12 protein-coding genes are annotated in these 15916 nt (G+C 45.9%); 2 read left to right on the top strand and 10 right to left on the bottom strand.

All coding sequences use genetic code 11. From position 1 onward, the window contains the following. Positions 1–109: 109 nt before the first annotated feature. Positions 110–1000 (bottom strand): ABC transporter permease, encoded by an 891-nt coding sequence (locus AC50X8_RS14435; RefSeq protein WP_056043031.1) that lies wholly within the window; start codon positions 998–1000, stop codon positions 110–112. 98 nt (positions 1001–1098) lie between these two features. Further along, positions 1099–2868 (bottom strand): extracellular solute-binding protein, encoded by a 1770-nt coding sequence (locus AC50X8_RS14430; RefSeq protein ID WP_056042862.1) that lies wholly within the window; start codon positions 2866–2868, stop codon positions 1099–1101. 458 nt (positions 2869–3326) lie between these two features. On the opposite strand from AC50X8_RS14430, the gene AC50X8_RS14425 reads away from it, so the two are divergent. Continuing rightward, entirely contained in the window at positions 3327–5333 is a 2007-nt protein-coding gene (locus AC50X8_RS14425; RefSeq protein WP_494880170.1) for a M6 family metalloprotease domain-containing protein, read from the top strand. A gap of 341 nt (positions 5334–5674) precedes the next feature. Here AC50X8_RS14425 and AC50X8_RS14420 read toward each other — a convergent pair whose 3' ends face one another. From AC50X8_RS14420 to AC50X8_RS14385, 8 genes are all read right to left on the bottom strand, one after another. Next, positions 5675–6115: a MarR family winged helix-turn-helix transcriptional regulator gene (locus tag AC50X8_RS14420; RefSeq protein WP_056042866.1), complete on the bottom strand. Its 441-nt coding sequence runs from the start codon at positions 6113–6115 to the stop codon at positions 5675–5677. Positions 6116–6372: 257 nt separating this feature from the next. After that, entirely contained in the window at positions 6373–7395 is a 1023-nt protein-coding gene (locus AC50X8_RS14415) for an NADH:flavin oxidoreductase/NADH oxidase (protein ID WP_056042868.1), read from the bottom strand. Positions 7396–7412: 17 nt separating this feature from the next. Further along, positions 7413–7757: a rhodanese-like domain-containing protein gene (locus tag AC50X8_RS14410; protein WP_081419144.1), complete on the bottom strand. Its 345-nt coding sequence runs from the start codon at positions 7755–7757 to the stop codon at positions 7413–7415. A 47-nt stretch (positions 7758–7804) separates the two neighbouring features. Continuing rightward, positions 7805–8449, bottom strand: coding sequence for an SDR family oxidoreductase (locus tag AC50X8_RS14405; RefSeq protein WP_494880169.1), 645 nt, complete (start codon positions 8447–8449; stop codon positions 7805–7807). Between the two features lie 511 nt (positions 8450–8960). After that, a complete protein-coding gene (locus tag AC50X8_RS14400) occupies positions 8961–12068 on the bottom strand; it encodes an S-layer homology domain-containing protein (protein ID WP_494880221.1) in 3108 nt (1035 codons plus the stop codon). An 89-nt stretch (positions 12069–12157) separates the two neighbouring features. Then, positions 12158–13711, bottom strand: coding sequence for a dockerin type I repeat-containing protein (locus AC50X8_RS14395; RefSeq protein ID WP_494880168.1), 1554 nt, complete (start codon positions 13709–13711; stop codon positions 12158–12160). Positions 13712–14041: 330 nt separating this feature from the next. After that, positions 14042–14260 (bottom strand): hypothetical protein, encoded by a 219-nt coding sequence (locus AC50X8_RS14390; RefSeq protein WP_056042875.1) that lies wholly within the window; start codon positions 14258–14260, stop codon positions 14042–14044. Between the two features lie 350 nt (positions 14261–14610). Beyond that, positions 14611–15054, bottom strand: a complete 444-nt coding sequence (locus AC50X8_RS14385) for a nuclear transport factor 2 family protein (protein ID WP_494859303.1) — start codon at positions 15052–15054, stop codon at positions 14611–14613. A 178-nt stretch (positions 15055–15232) separates the two neighbouring features. On the opposite strand from AC50X8_RS14385, the gene AC50X8_RS14380 reads away from it, so the two are divergent. Further along, positions 15233–15802 carry a TetR/AcrR family transcriptional regulator gene (locus AC50X8_RS14380; RefSeq protein WP_494880167.1) on the top strand — a complete coding sequence of 190 codons (570 nt, stop codon included), beginning with the start codon at positions 15233–15235 and terminating at the stop codon, positions 15800–15802. Positions 15803–15916 lie beyond the last annotated feature (114 nt).

The following is a 15916-nucleotide window of genomic DNA, read 5'->3' as shown; positions in this document are numbered from 1 at the left end:
CGACCTCCTCAAGCGTAAACGGCTGAAGCTGTCCTTTGGCGGCAAAGCAACCGTTTCGCGATGAAATATAAGTCTATTTATAAGTGTGAAGCTTATAAATTCTTATATTTTAAAAAATCCGGTAGTTAGCTAGTTTATATGCCAATCTGTAGCTGATGACGATTAAAATGAAGCCGATTAAAGACTTGAATAGTCCAACCGCCGTTCCGAAGCTGAATTGTCCGTTGTTCAGTCCTTCCCGGTATACGAATGTATCAATGATATCTCCGTGCGAATACACGAGCGGATTGTACAAGTTCAAAATTTGATCGAAGCCGGCATCCAAAATCCGGCCGAGCGATAGCGTCGCTACCACGATTACGATTGGCAAAATGAGCGGAATGGATATGGATTTGACTTGCTGCCAACGGGTAGCCCCGTCGATTTCGGCCGCTTCGTATAAAGCCGGATTGATGCCTATTAGGGTAGCTAAGAAAATAATGGCAGAGAAACCAAATTCCTTCCACACGTCGCTAAGGATGACCGTAAACCGGAACCATGGGCCGTTGCCTAAGAAAAAGATGCTGTCTATGCCGAACGAATTAAGGACGCGATTGACGATTCCGCCCTCCGTCGATAAAATATCGAGCATAATGCCACCCAAGATGACCCATGACAAAAAGTGCGGCAAATACACAAGCGTCTGCACGACTCTCTTAAAAAAAATCTTCCTGACTTCATTGAGCAGCAGAGCGAATACAATGGGAATGAATAAATTCATAATTACCTTAAATGCGGCGATAATTAACGTATTCCATATGACCTGCTTGCCGTCCGGATACGTGAACAGATACCGGAAATGATCCAAGCCCACCCAAGTCGACCCCTTGATGCCAAGCCATGGTTGATAATCTTGGAAGGCAATGACAACTCCAAACAACGGGATATATTGAAACACGATGCATAATATTAAGGCCGGCAACAATAGCATGTGGAACGGCCATGTTTTTCTCCAGTACATTGCCACTTCGTACCCATCCTTTCATCGGAAAAACGGAAAGGAGACCGGCAGCAAATGCTGCCCTCTCCTCCGTCCTCCATTCCTGTTGTCAGCGCGCGTTACTGGTTTTCCGCATACCACGCGTTAACTTCATCCGTAATTTTCTGGCCGCCATTATCCAGCCATTCTTTGACGAATTCATCGAAATATTCGATCGGTTGATCGCCATAAATAATTTTGAGGTAGCTTTCAGTAGCAAGCTTCTTCAGCAATTCGCCTTTGGATTTCATCGTTGGCGTCATTGGGCCGGTAAAATAGTTTTTCCCCTCCGTGATGCCTTGGTTAATACGGACGCCCTGACCATCGATTTGTTTCTTCTTCATTTGTTTAACGTCAAATTCTTTGGAGCTTACGGGCTCAGCGTTAGGGTCGGCCAAAAACTTCTTGACTGGAGCCTCGTTGGAGTAAGGAATCGTCACGCTTGAGCCGAGAATATTCGTCATCATGAATCTCATATCCATACTTCTTCCGTCTTTAAGCGGCCATTGGTCTGCCGGAACGCCCGCTGCTTCGTAATCGCCCTTGATGAGCTTGCCGTTGTATTTCACATAATCGTATCCTTCATAGTAACCGTCTTTCCAACGTGGATCGAAGAACGGATCGCCTTCTTGCTCCAATTGCTTCGCGAACATTTTGTTGAAATAAGCGAACCATACTTCGATATCCTTGAAGTCTTTATTAAATACGGTGAAGCCCGAAACCAACATTTTCTCCGCACGACCTACCAAGCCATCCGGACCAGCTGGAAGCGGATATGGCTCAAAGTCGGCTTTTGGATCGTTCTTGGTCGCGTCGCTCAGCGGCCAGTCACCCATCCAGGCCGGACCGAACATAATGCCGGCTTTGCCGCTGGCAACCAATTCGGAGGATTTTGACGGATCCTTGATTCCAGCTTCTTTGTCCATATAACCTTTGCTCATCCAATCTTTCATCGTCTGCAAATACAATTTGGCGTCTGGATTAATCGCGCCATAGGTCAGCTTGCCATCTTCCCCCTTGTTCCAGAAACTGCGGATGTCAGAGGTATTGATCATTTGGGTGGTAAGGGCTGCAACAATGGCGTCCGTCTGCCCCATCCAAGTCCACGGTCCTTCTTTAAGCGGAACGGCCAGACCGATCGTATCGTTCTTTCCGTTTTTATCGGGGTCATTTTCCGTAAATTGCTTGAGCACGTTTTCGAACTCGGCCAGCGTCTTAGGCGGCTGAAGACCTAGATTATCAAGCCAGTCTTTGCGAATCCACATAACGGTGCCTTCATCACCCATGAAGAAGGATGGCAAACCATAAATTTTGCCGTCTTTTTTGACTTCACCTAGTGTGTATCCATAATTTTTCAATAATTCCTTATAGCCTGGATGCGCATATTTCTCTATAGCTTCGTCCAGAGACATTAGTTTATTAGCTGCAAGCAAGCTTTGAAGCGGCTCCCCCTGGGCTCTGAAAGCATCAGGAAGCTTGGCGCCACTGGAAAGCAGGAGGCGAAGCTTCGTATCGTAATCTTCCGGTTTCGTTACAATAAAATCGAATTTCACGTTGATGCCCATATTTTCTTTCATCCAGCGAAGATTCATGTTGTCTTCCATCGACTCGCCAGGCTTGAACGCATTGCCCCTCGAAGCGCCATCATCGACAATGGCAGTCGTAATCGTAACCGGTGGGTCAAACTTCTGTTCCCACGTACCCGCCCCAGCCGAAGCGCTTTCAGCTGTGCTTGCCGGGCTGCCAGACGGCTCTTGATTATTATTGCTCGAACATGCGGCTAAAGTCGGCAATACTCCGATCGCAATAGAAAGCGCTAACAACTTTGCAAACTTAACATAATGACCCATGTTTTACCCCATTTCTATATATTGATGGTACATAGGAGCTGCGAGGAGTTTAGCGGTCCTTTATTTCGTCGCAGTCTCATAGCTAATTATAGGGTCATAGTGCAGCTGTTTATATATTCCGTTTTTAACATCATATCAAAAATCGTACATTCGGCTTTCCACTTAGACTTTCTTTGATGGAATCTAATAGGAATCCGGCTATTCATTTACCCCAGACTAAGGTGATTATATAAAAAGAGTAAATAGAAAAAACTAGACATACTGTCAAAATTTACTTATATTGTGATTGAGAGTATTCTGGTACTTCCGTATAGATGTATCTGTCGATTCATTCTATCTATGAATCTGGTGCGGTTATCAACAGATTATTCCTCATTATTGAAAAGGGGGCGATCTTCATGAATCTATAGAGAAAATGATTCTATCATTATTAAGAAAATTCTAAAGGAGGAATATTTATGAAAAGTAGTTTTAAATTCCTGTTCACGTCTGTTTTTTCTTTAATTTGTGTTTTGTACTTTCATACGAACGTTTTTGCCGCACCTGCATACGACGGAGTTGTCGAAATAGAGCAACCGTCAGGCGAGTCGTTTCAAGCTACGATGCATGGAGATGAATGGTTCCATTGGGCAAGTACAAACGATGGCGACGTACTTTTACAAGATCAGCAGGGGTATTGGAATTACGCTGAACTTACATCAGACGATCTGAAATCGACGGAAAAAAAATATAAAATTGACATGAAGCCTGCAAAAGCGGTAAATGAGAACAATTTAATTACATGGGTAAACAAATACAATCCTCAAGCTCAGAAAAAACAGGAGCTGATAAATGAGCTGCAAAAGGAATCCTCATCTTCTCTTGAACGTTCAGAATCGAAAGAGTTTACGGGATCTCTACAAAATATTGATGGAACTGTCACTTCAGTTTCAGGAACCAAAAAATTACTAGTTTTGTTAATTGAGTTTACAAATATTGATATCGCATATAGCGACAACGATTGGAGCAACAAATTCTTTTCAGCAAATCAAAAGTCAATTAAAGATTACTATAATGAAGTGAGTAATGGAAAAGTGCAGCTCACTCCAGCGTCCGAATTATATGGCACGCAAAATGATGGGGTAGTAAAGGTAAAACTAGACTACGATCATCCGGACACATCGGGAAAAAGCATGGGAACAGTTATAACAGAGGCACTGACTAAAGCTGATCTTGCGGTGAATTATGCTAGTTTCGATACCAATAATGATCAGGTCATCGATTCTAAAGATGGTTTCTACATTGTAACTATTCTTGCTGGTAATGAAGAGGCTAGTGGTGGTCCAGCACCAAATGTTTGGGCACATCAGTCGTTTGCTCCCGACACCAATCACGATGGTGTTACAGTATCAGGTATGTATACGGCACAGGGCGAAAAACAATATGGTCATATGGCAACGATTGGTCTCCTTGCTCATGAATTAGGCCATTCCTTTGGTCTTCCAGATCTCTATGGTTCTAATAATCATGTGGGTGAGCTAAGTATAATGGCTAATGGATCCTGGAATAGTCTTCAAGGAGAAGATTATGGAGCTACACCCACTCATATGGATGCCTGGTCAAAAGTAAAATTAGGATTTGTAACACCTGTTGTAGTAAATACAACAAACAATGTTACTCTGCATAGCATCCTTAATAACTATAATGTTATAAAGATTCCTTTAGCGGATAATTCTTATTTTTTAGTTGAGAATCGCCAAAAAGTTGGATATGATGCAAGCTTGCCAACCGTTTCTGGCGGCATCGCGATTTGGCATATTGATGAATCCATGAATAATATCCAAAATGATCCTCACCCTTTCATCGATATTGAGCAATCCGTCAGCGAATACCAGGACTCGTTCTATTATACGAATAATAATCATGCTGCTTCCTTTGGTCCAGGCACCAATCCAAACAGTAATACCTACACTGGAAATAATTCAGGAGTTACAATTACGACGACAAGTACAAGTAATTCCGCTATGAATACGACAGTAACAGTAGGAGGAGCCAATCTGATTCCGCAAACGAATTGGACGCTAAAATATGTAGACAGCGATGAATTGTACAATGAAGCCCTGAAAGCCTTTGATGGAAACAACAGCACGTTATGGCACACGAAATGGTCCCCAGTAGCTCCAATGCCGCACGAGATTCAAATTGATCTGGGTGCATCCTATACTCTCTCCAAATTCAGCTATCTGCCAAGACAAGATGGCCAAGTGAACGGAACGATCAAGGACTATGAGTTCTACGTCAGCACTGATGGGGTAAACTGGGGAACATCTGTAGCCTCAGGTGCCTTTACAAATGATACCACTTTGAAAGAAGTCAGCTTTGCAGCCAAGACAGGTCGATATATTAGACTGCGTGCCTTAAGTGAGGTAAACAATAACCCATGGACAAGTGTGGCTGAACTTAATGTATTTGGAGTGACGCAATAATGTATCAGCCCTCAAAATTCGAAGTACCGGGCATCTTAATGCGATTTTTGAGTTTCTTCCGCCACCTTATGGCACACTAGAGATTTTCTTTCTTTAGCCAGTTGAGCTACCAAGCGCACAAGAGGCCAACCTATTATACAAAACTAATAGGTTGGCCTCTTTGATTTAATAGATTTTTCAGGCTCTCGTTTACCAACCGAACCGCTTCCATTTTTGGCTCCAGAGACTGCCGGAAGTTCCGCCCTTATCGGCAAAAAAATACCATGTGGCGGCCTTTATGTGATTTCTCCAGAACCTTCCCCCCTTATAGAAATTGTTCGGGCTGCACGCATTAAAATGGTTTAATCATTTGTTGGGCGTTGCTGAATCAAAGTGTGAAGTTCTTTTTGAAATTCGTCTGCCAGACAGGCCGTTTGAATGATTTCATTAAAAGTCAGCAAAGCTCTTTGGAGTTTAGACTCGCCAAGCTCTGTTAAACAAGTATAAACGCCTCTTCGATCATCTTCACAAACATGACGTTGTAAAGCGCCGCAATTTTTGGCTTCCATTCTAACTACCAATCTGGATATGGCACTTTGACTCAAACCGACCATGTCTTGCAATTGCTGCAATCTCAGCTGTTTATCGCTTGTTTGAGACAGAAAATACAGGACATAAAATTCCTTTAAGGACAAGCTGTATTTCTCCTCTAAAGCACTCTCCAGCTTATTATTAATCTTTGCCTGAATGTCACTAAAACTCAGCCAATTATCTAAAAGTTTGTTATCGGTGTTGGTATTCATCAAGTTTTCACCTGTTCTATTTCATAGTATTTAGTCCATAGGCCGATCAACTTGAACATTTGTTCAGCGGCATATCGTTATTATAACCTTAACCTTGTATCCGTACCAGAGCCTTCATTTTATAGCTTTATATGCTGGGGATATAAGTTGTCACTATGCATTTTACTATTTATAGAGGGTGGGAAATGACAAACCGATAACGCACATTGTACGTTCAAGCTAGAGCTGTCGTCATTTTTCTTCTATTCGTTCAGCTCTTAGAATCCAGAAGAATACTGTTTAGGGATATCGGTTTCTTTGCTCAGCTTTGATGCGGCTTCCAATGCCCAATAAGGGTTTCTCAGCATTCCTCTGCCAACGGCAACTAAATCAGCATCTTCATTGCCAATGACGGCGTTAGCCAACGTTGGATCATCGAGTCTTCCTACAGCGATCACTGGAATATCAAGAGCTTGTTTAATATCTCTAGCCAATGGCACTTGATAAGCAGCATGAGTTCCCGGTCTGCCCCATGCAGCAATTGGCCCCTCACCACCGGATGAAATATCAAACATGTCCACCCCTGCTTTTTGATATTCCTTGGCAAACGCAATGCTTTCCTGAATACCGTATCCGCCCTCCACGTATTCCTTGGCTGAAATACGCATTATGAGCGGCATATCTTCTGGCATCTCGGCCTTCGCCGCCTGAATAATTTCCCGACCAAAGCGGTTAAGGTCTTTGCCATATTCATCATCCCGTTTGTTCGTAAGTGGCGAGTGGAACTGATGAATCAAATAGCCATGTGCCCCATGAAGCTCAATCGTATCGAAACCCGCCTTCACCGCGCGAGCAACAGCAGCCCGGAATTTCTCTACCAATCCTTTAACCTCTTCGGTTGCAAGCGCGCGCGGCTGTTTTGAATTTTCATCAAACGCAATCGCAGATGGCGCCACAGGAACTTCGGCATCTTCTGCCTTGCGTCCAGCGTGGGCAATCTGAATCCCGACTTTGGCACCGTAACTATGGCATGCATCTACGATTCGTTTCAGCGCCGGAATCTGCTCGTCAGACCATAACCCTAGATCAAAATCGGAAATACGCCCATCCGGCTCTACATCCGTCATTTCAAGCATAATAAAACCAGCTCCGCCTACTGCACGGCTAACATAGTGCATGTAATGCCAATCTGTAGCGATACCATCTTTTTTACCAACCGAGTACTGACACATTGGCGGCATTACGATTCGATTTTTCAATTCCAAACCTTTAAATGTATACGGACTAAATAAATCTTTCATGAGAAAGACTCCTCTCTTTATTTAACTACATAGAGAAATTCAAATCCGCGCTTTCGCAAAATTCGCGCAGCTTTTTTTGATTTAAATGCCCTAGTAGACAATATGATGACATTATCCTCACGGATAAGATGCTTTTTCCATACGTAAGGAAGGCGGCCTAGCGAGATATTGATCGTCCCAGCTGTAGGATCAGCCAAATACTCGAGAGAATCTCGGATATCAATTACTTTATATTCACGAAATTCATCCCGCCGTTTCATAAAATCTTGATAATCGATATGTTTAAGGTTTGGCAAGGGCCATAACTGACGTATAACAACGAACATTGCGATTATAACGGCTAAAAAAATCAACCAGAACATTCCGAAGCCCTCTCTCATTTCATTCGGATTTATACTGCAGCTGCTTTTTAGACTTTTTTCAATGCATCGGCAATTAAATCGTCACCAGCAATTAAGTCAAACGCACGCTTGTAGGTATGCTTCTCATCCAATGCGGCCAAAATAGCATGAGCTACATCTTCACGAGGAATACTGCCAGAAGTGATATTCTCAGCAGCAAATACTTTTCCTGTACCCGGTTCATTCAAAAGAATGCCTGGCCGTATAATCGTGTATGTCAACTTGCTGCTTTCCAGCAGTCTGTCTGCATAATGCTTTGCTGCGTAATACGGAACAATCTCAGTGTGCCAGTTCTCACGGTTATTCGCCTGAATGGCACTGATCATAATAAATCTGCCAATGCCTGCTTTTTCAGCCGCTTCAATCGTTTTCACAGCACCATCTAAGTCAATCAACAGTGTTTTATCATGACCTGTTTTGCCTCCTGAGCCCGCGGTAAACACAATGGCGTCACAGCCCTCAGCGGCTGCGGCAATGGAATCGACCGTTCCTTCCAAATCTGCAAGCACCGTTTCGACGCCCTGCTTCTCATAGGCATCGGCTTGTTCTTTTTTTCGCACCATCGCCCGGACGGTGTGCTCTTGGCTTGCTCTCAACAGTTGAATAAGGCGCTGTCCAATTTGTCCATTCGATCCGACTACTAACACCTTCATATTCAAACCCTCCTCGTTATGAAATATTGCCAGTCTATTGCGATAGCCCTACGGATACCAGCAATGCTTGAGTATTGTGGGTAAAGGACGCTTTTGTGCGCAAACGATCTATGATCAGATAACAACATGATCCGTACGCCAAATCGAATAAAAGCATGCGCATGCATTTAATTTAGCGTAAAAAACAAATGATGTCAAGTCGTGTATACCATCAATATAATCAGTCATTAATTGAAAATAAGCTTCATCATTTCCTCTTTATTTCCTCGTTCCTTTGATATTTGCTTGGCCTTGGACTTTTTACCTCTCGGTTTTATTTGTCTTGTATCCAGTCTCACGAATTTCTAAATTCACACTAAGATCTCGTAGCGCCTGCTAACTAAAAATAACCAAATTTTAATCCTTTTCAGGTACATAAAAAAACAAGACGCTAAACAATCGCGTCTTGTTTTTTTATCTTAGAAGTCATTTAAAGCTACTAGCTTCACTAAATGATAAGTAGATTGCTTTATTAATTGGCGAGAGACTGCTCTCCGCCATCCGAGCTCCGGGTATAACGGTGATCCGTGGACGCCTCCTGAATGTGTCCGAACGCCCAATGACTTGCCGGAACATCCTTCCAGGCGGCTTTCTCGCCCGTGAGTGGACCGCGCTCCAGCACGCGGTTCAGAATGACGACCGCTTCTGCGCGCGTCAGCGAGTCGTTCGGTCGGAACAGACCGTTGCCAGAGCCGGACATGATGCCAGCTGCGCTTACTCGTCCGATCGCTTCAGCCGCCCAGTGGCTGTCATTATCCTTGAACGATGCTTTAGCATCGCCCGCTGCCATTCCGTTTTTCAGCAAGCGATCGACAATCACTGCCATTTCCGCACGGGTAATCAACTTGTCCGGCATGAAGCGACCGTCGGAGCCCTGCATATAGCCCTGCGCCGTCGCTTGCGCAATCGCTTGCTTCGCCCAAACGGCGGACGGCAGATCGGAGTAAGCAGCATCCGCTGCTCCTGCAGTAGTACCCGGCATCGCTCTGGATAGCAGCGCCGCCATCTCCACACGCCGAACTGCTTGATTCGGACGGAATGTACCGTCGCTGTATCCTTGAATATAAGCCGTATGAGACGAGCTATCTACACTCAACTTCACGATGGAAAAGGTGCTGAACTTCGTAATGGTAAATCGGATGCCCGGCTTGTTCGTTCCGTTGTAGCCGACCTGTTCACCCTTCACCCATTCCTTCGTATCGTCGCTATGCTCGATGAAAACGCCCAGCTTCTCCAGCTCCGCCTTTGGCAAATCCTCCCCTACCGGCAGCTCAAGGGTTACCTCGCGGCTGCTCATGTTCGTCTCGATCGTCATCGGCCGACCAATCAGCTGCAAGCCGTCCGCCGTCGCTAGTCGGAGAAGCGTTGGCTCCTCTTTGAGGCGCTCTTCTACCTTCTTGCGTTCGACAGCTGCCTTAATCGGTACGATATGGAAATACACTTCCTCCTGCAAGCCTTGCAAGGAGCGGCTTGGGATGAGGATGCCGCCGTTGTTGGTCCAGATTTGCAAATCAACGCCTTGTGCGGCAAACTGCTTCGCAGCCTCTGCCGGCAGCTTAATAATCAAATCGGATACTTCGTCCTTCTTGTCAGGAATGACGATTCTGGCCGTAGACGAGCCGGCTTCCTTCAATTGCTTAAGCGCCTGCTCCGCCTGTGCCCACGTCAATGTCACTTCGTCTTTCTTGCTGCCATCTGCAAGGGTCGTTCTTGCAATAGTCGTGCTGGCGACTACACCGCCCTTGCCGCTGCCATCGCTGACTTCGACTTTAATTTGCTCCGTCGAAGTCGAAGTCGAAGCTCCGCCGCCGCCTCCACTTACCGGTGCCGTCGGTATCGCAGCTTGTGATGCTGCGGACGGATCGGACATCCCCGCAGCATTCTGGGCGACAGCGTTGAAGGTATAGGACGTGCCGTTCGTCAGCCCGGAGATGACGACCGACAATTGCTCTCCGCCAACTGTGACAGAGATGTCGCCAGGATTAGACGTCACAATATAACGATCTACCGGAGCCTCGTTCACATTGGCTGGCGCGCCCAGGGTAACTTGTACTTGCCCATTGCCTGGCACAACCGACAGGATAGCTGGAGTCAGCGGCTTCGCCACCGGACGAACCGTGCCGATGAGCGGCGCCGAATCTCCAGCAACATTCACTGCGTAGATGCGAATCGTGTACGTCTTTCCATTAAACAAGCCATCGAAGCTCGCGCTGTACAAACCCTCGCCGCTTTCCGGCACTTCCTTCGCTGAAACGATGCCGTTATCTAGCAGCGCTTCGATGCGGTACTTCAAAATTGGCTCGCCGACCGCTCTGACCGGCTTCACAAAGGAGATGACCGCCGTCCCGCTGCCTGGCGTGGCGTTAAAATTCGTCGGTGCTCCAGGAACCGAAACAGGAGCGACTGCCTCCGAAGCCGGGCTCAGACCGGATGCGCCGGAAAGATTGACCGACTTAACCGCAAATACGTAGGATGTACCGTTAGCCAGTCCCTCTGCAGTATACGCATTGGTACTAACCCCACTAGCGATCTCTACCCAATCGGTGACGTCGTGAGGCCCAGCTTCTCCCTCATAAAGGTATACTTTATACGTCTCAGCCATCGGCACGGCCGGCCAAGTCAGCCCGATCTTGCCATCACCCGGAGTCGCAGTGACCAATGCCGGAGCTGCGGGCGGAACGACGACGGAAACTTTGCCGTTTGAGACAGTCTTGTTCATCTCCACGGCATGCACGTCGGTAAACGTCAGCTCCCGCACGTCATTTGGCGTCTCGATAGTCAGCGCGTGATCGCCGATCGGCGTGTCATCTTCAACTGCGAACTTGATCGTGAAGAGGGTCTGAGCATCCTGAGAAGCCGGAATCGGGCTATCTCCGCCCGTCAGATCCAGCCAAGAAACAATCAACCAGCCGTCAGTATTGTTATAGTTCGACATGAAGCCTTGTTCCACGATCCCATCGTAGCTTATCGCGTCCGGATCGAACTTGATCCGTATGCCATAGGAGGCAACCTCCTTATCAAGCTTCGCCTTCACCGGCACGGAGACGATGCCGTCCTCCCCTGCCTTGATGGACGCCGAGCCGATTTCAATGGCCGCATTTCCTGATGGAGACACGGTCACCCTCCCTCTCACGAGATCGGCAGATACTGGATTGACGTCCTCGTAAAGCTGGCCCTGAACGACCGTAAGGGCGGAGTCGCCTGCCGGCACGCCTTCCTTGATCTTGAACCGCAGCGTGAACAGCTCGCTGGAGTCCTCTATAAAACCGGTAAGCGTCAACTTAAGCTTCAGACTTCCGGTTGTTGCTTTGTCTACAAGCAAAAGCGCGTTGGAATCGATTGCTTTGACCAGCCCGCTAATGGCTGCTTCCTCTCCTGCCACCGGCTCAAGCACGTTCGGATCGTAATTAATCGTAGTGTCCGACCGGTAGACATACAGATCGGAGCTATTCGAGTCGAAGAAAACCGGCACATCAATATAAGCACCCGGCGCTCCGGCCACCGTGCCGACACGCACGGATGGCGTGTTCGACGGGGCAGCAGACGCTTTCGGGAGTGCCGGCAGCAGCAGCGCCAACACCAGCAACAAAGCAAGGAAAGCGCTGAACCTGCCGCGCAATCCAGATCGGTTAGCATAAAAGTAGTTCAATATATTCACCTCAAGGTTTCTTAGGTTGCATTGCCCATATAGATATTCATAATCAAGGTAGCATCAGCTTCGGTCACTTCACCGTTATCATCCATGTCGAGCGCTTCAAGCTGATCTGCCGTCAGCGTGATTTTCCCTTTTAGATACTTGGTGATGAGCAGCGCGTCCGCAGGCGTTACGGCTCCGTCCCCGTTGGCGTCTCCCTTCAGCCCTATGATAAGCTCCACCTTGCCGGCCGTTTCGGAATACGCTCCGCCAGAATCCATGGCCAGCCATTCGAAGAAGGTCGTACCTCCCCAAGCTGCATCGGGCGTGAATATCAAGCCGTTCAACGAGGCCTCAGTAATCGCTTGTTCGGCCTGAACAGGAACTCCTGCGAGGCTGAGCGTGCCGTGAGCCGGCAGCGTAACGATGCGAATCCCCTTCATCACATGGCCGTTCGGATCGGAATAATGGTTCAGGAAATCCGAGCCGTTCAAGGCAATCGCATGGCCTTTCTTGCCTCGTTTCATGAAAGAGCCGGCGATCGGGGGATCGTTCAGCTCGGAGGTCAAGCTAAGCACCCGATTAAAGGTGCCGGTATCATCCAAATTAAGAACGACAATGCGATTTTGAGGCGCATCCGTCACATACAGTTTATTGTCCGGACCGACGGCAAGGGCATGCGGCTCGCTGATGCCGTAATCGTCGGTCAGGTTGAGCCAGGGCTGAAGTGTTGGGCGATTGTAGTAGGAAGCGCCGTTATAGGAAGTACGATAGATTTTCGTCTTGTTCATAACCACGTAAAACATCTCTCCGATGAAATCGACCGCGATTTCCCCCGTCGAGTAGCCATCCCCTGGAAACGTGTTAAAGACAGATTCCAAGTCGACGTAGTAGCCGCCAGAATCCCAGAGTTTACCGTCAAAGTGAAGCGCGAAGCCCAGCTCTCCTTGACCGGAGCTGCCGCGGCCCGAGCCGCTCAGATCCAGTCGAAGACTAGCTTTTGTATTAACCATGCCATATGTCGCAGGAAAATAACTGATTGTTCCGTAGCTTTCATAATAGAAGTTGGCTTCTGTGTACACTTGCTGGTTGATCGGGTTGATTTTCTGTCTAACGAAAAGACTTTTGATGTTCATAAGCTTCGGATAGTTTTGGACAGCGGTGACCATCGGGGTGATCAAATCAATGGGATTGTCCATCGCCTGCCCGTTATGCTTTACTAGCGAAAGCAGTCCTCCTTCCCGGTTAAACGCATGCAGTCCCGCGGTCAAGCCCGATTCGGCGACGTAAATATTGCCGCCTTGGTCGACAGCGACTGCCGTCGGATTATTGACGGGAAGAATTAAATTCGCCAGCCCGTCCTGATCCGCCCGAATGACCCGGTTATTGCCGGTGTCGGCGATGTACATCTCCGTTATGCCGTTGTAAGTGTAGAATTTGATATCTTGCGGTGAGTTGAGGTACAAGGGACCAACCGCTGCATTTGCCTCGCGGGACGGCAGCGCCAATGCGGCCAATAGAATAAAGACCATTACCGCAACAGACCTTCTTTTCCATTCCTTCACCCAGTTTGTTTTTCTCGTTAGCATCTGAAACTGTCCTCCTCCTTAAGTCATCAGTTATGATGGTATTTGTCGAATAGTGTAACAGCAAGCACTTAACAAACACTTAAACTTTAAAGTCCATATTGCACAGCTCATGCTAATGTTCATAATCAATTTGACCCTGCTTGCCGGCATAAAAAATGCACCCCCTAGAATTTCATTGGATAAACCAGGGGTTTATTCCAATGTCTATTCTAAGGGGTGCACTTCAAAGTTGGTCAAGTCATTCTTGTCGTTTTTATACGTGGCTGCCATTTTCAAATGGTCTCAGTGATGTTCGGGGGACATCTAATCAAATATAGCTAATAAATGTTCTTACTTAAGCTCATAGTAAACATCCGGTACGGGCGTTTGTTTGAAAATGGATTGTTTCCTCAAGTAGGCTTTCCCATTTACCTGAACTTCAAGCTCATTGAAGCTTTCAATGAGACCCCAACCAACCATTTTATCCTGATTAAAAACAATAACGAAATAACCCATAAAAATCGCATTATCAAACTCGAAATCAGAGTTAAGTGTTGTATTTACAATCATAATTTTGCACTCCTCTCTTTTTCAACATTTTCGCTTCTCCTACTAGAACCTTTTTGCTGTATACTCACAACGCTTGGGAACAATTCACTCGGCAATCCGAATGGATTAGCTGACTTTGGAGTGACTCAAGTGGTAATGTAAGATAAACTAACGCTTTACCGCTAGCCTTAGCGACGGCCTCTGCTCTCTGTCCACCAGTCAGAATTTCTCAATGCCCGCCATAAGAAACATAAGGACTAAAGCACTTTGCAAAATAATCAAAATCATTGACAAATCATTCTCTCCTTGAAAAAATGAATAATAAAAGACGGGATTCAACAAGGCATTCCCGTCTTTTGGTAATATTTTGCTTAGCTTTGTAAAACCTTTGCATCAACAAAAATGTATTTTGATGTGCGCTCCTTAATGAGCCACTTTTCATTTTGACGTACATATACATCATGATATTGAACACTATAATCAGTGAGGACTTCTGTGCCCTCCTCACCGTCACGCAACATTTTTATATGAGAAAATACGACTCCCGTTGCAGTATCTCCATCCACGTTTACAACATGCTGCCCGTTCAGGGAGAAGTATCGTTTCACAAGTGAAACGTGACCGTTGAACTCCTCCTCCAGTTGTGCGGTGCCAGAAACATTAGACACCAATTGGTCACTCATATATATTTTAAATTGGGTATCTGGTGTAAATAATAGCATTTGATCTGAAATTCTTTTCTCATCGGTTAAAGTTGCATAAGCATCCACAAGTTCTCTTAATTCAAGTTTTGCTTGGAGCGTTTCTAGTGACATGATGTTATCCTCCTGGTAATTTAGATTAGAGTAAGTAATCCAACACTTGTTGAACAACTTATTCTTATTGCTTATTATATAAGGTATATCGATTCGTTCAATTGTTAATCATTCGGTTTTTGTTCGATATTCAACAGAAGATCGTGTTTTGTTGTATTTTTTCAGGGAGGTTATGCAATTGGAAGGTAAAGTTGACAGAAGAATTACAAGAACAAAAGAGGCAATTTTTCAATCCTTTATTACTTTGGTCTCTGAGAAGGACTTTGAAAGCATTACGATCAACGATATTGCAGATCGGGCTAATATCAATAGAGGCACCGTTTATTTTCATTTTGATGATAAATACGACCTTCTGAACAAATGCATAGACGAAAACCTAAATAAAATGATTTCGGTTACGACTGAAACAAATGCAAGCGGGGAGACTGTCGATTTGATAAAATCCTCCTTTTTGCCCGTTATGAATTATTTTGCAGAGAACCATCGATTTTATGCATCTATGCTTGCGAATAAAGGAATACCTATATTTCGTGAACGGATGCTAGAGCTCGTTACGAGTCACATCAAACTCCACATTGATATGAGTGGCAATAATCAAAATTACAGCAAGGAGCTAGTGACTCAATTTATGGGCTCGGCATTTGTAGGGGTAATCGAATGGTGGATTCTCAATAACATGCCACAATCTCCTATTGAGGTAGCTGATCAGTTATGGGGTTTGTTGAAACGGAATCAAGTCATCAATTAATCATCTTGAAGTCATGCTCCTCATGGCACGACTTCATTTCCCAAAGTTACAAGATAAGCAAGTAGCCCTTGTTACAGATGCGAATCGAGGAATCGGATTTAACAGACATATAGG

Source organism: Paenibacillus sp. JT22N15, from assembly GCF_059383755.1.
The sequence above is the reverse complement of the archived record's forward strand: the minus strand, read 5'-3'. Positions and strand labels throughout refer to the sequence as shown.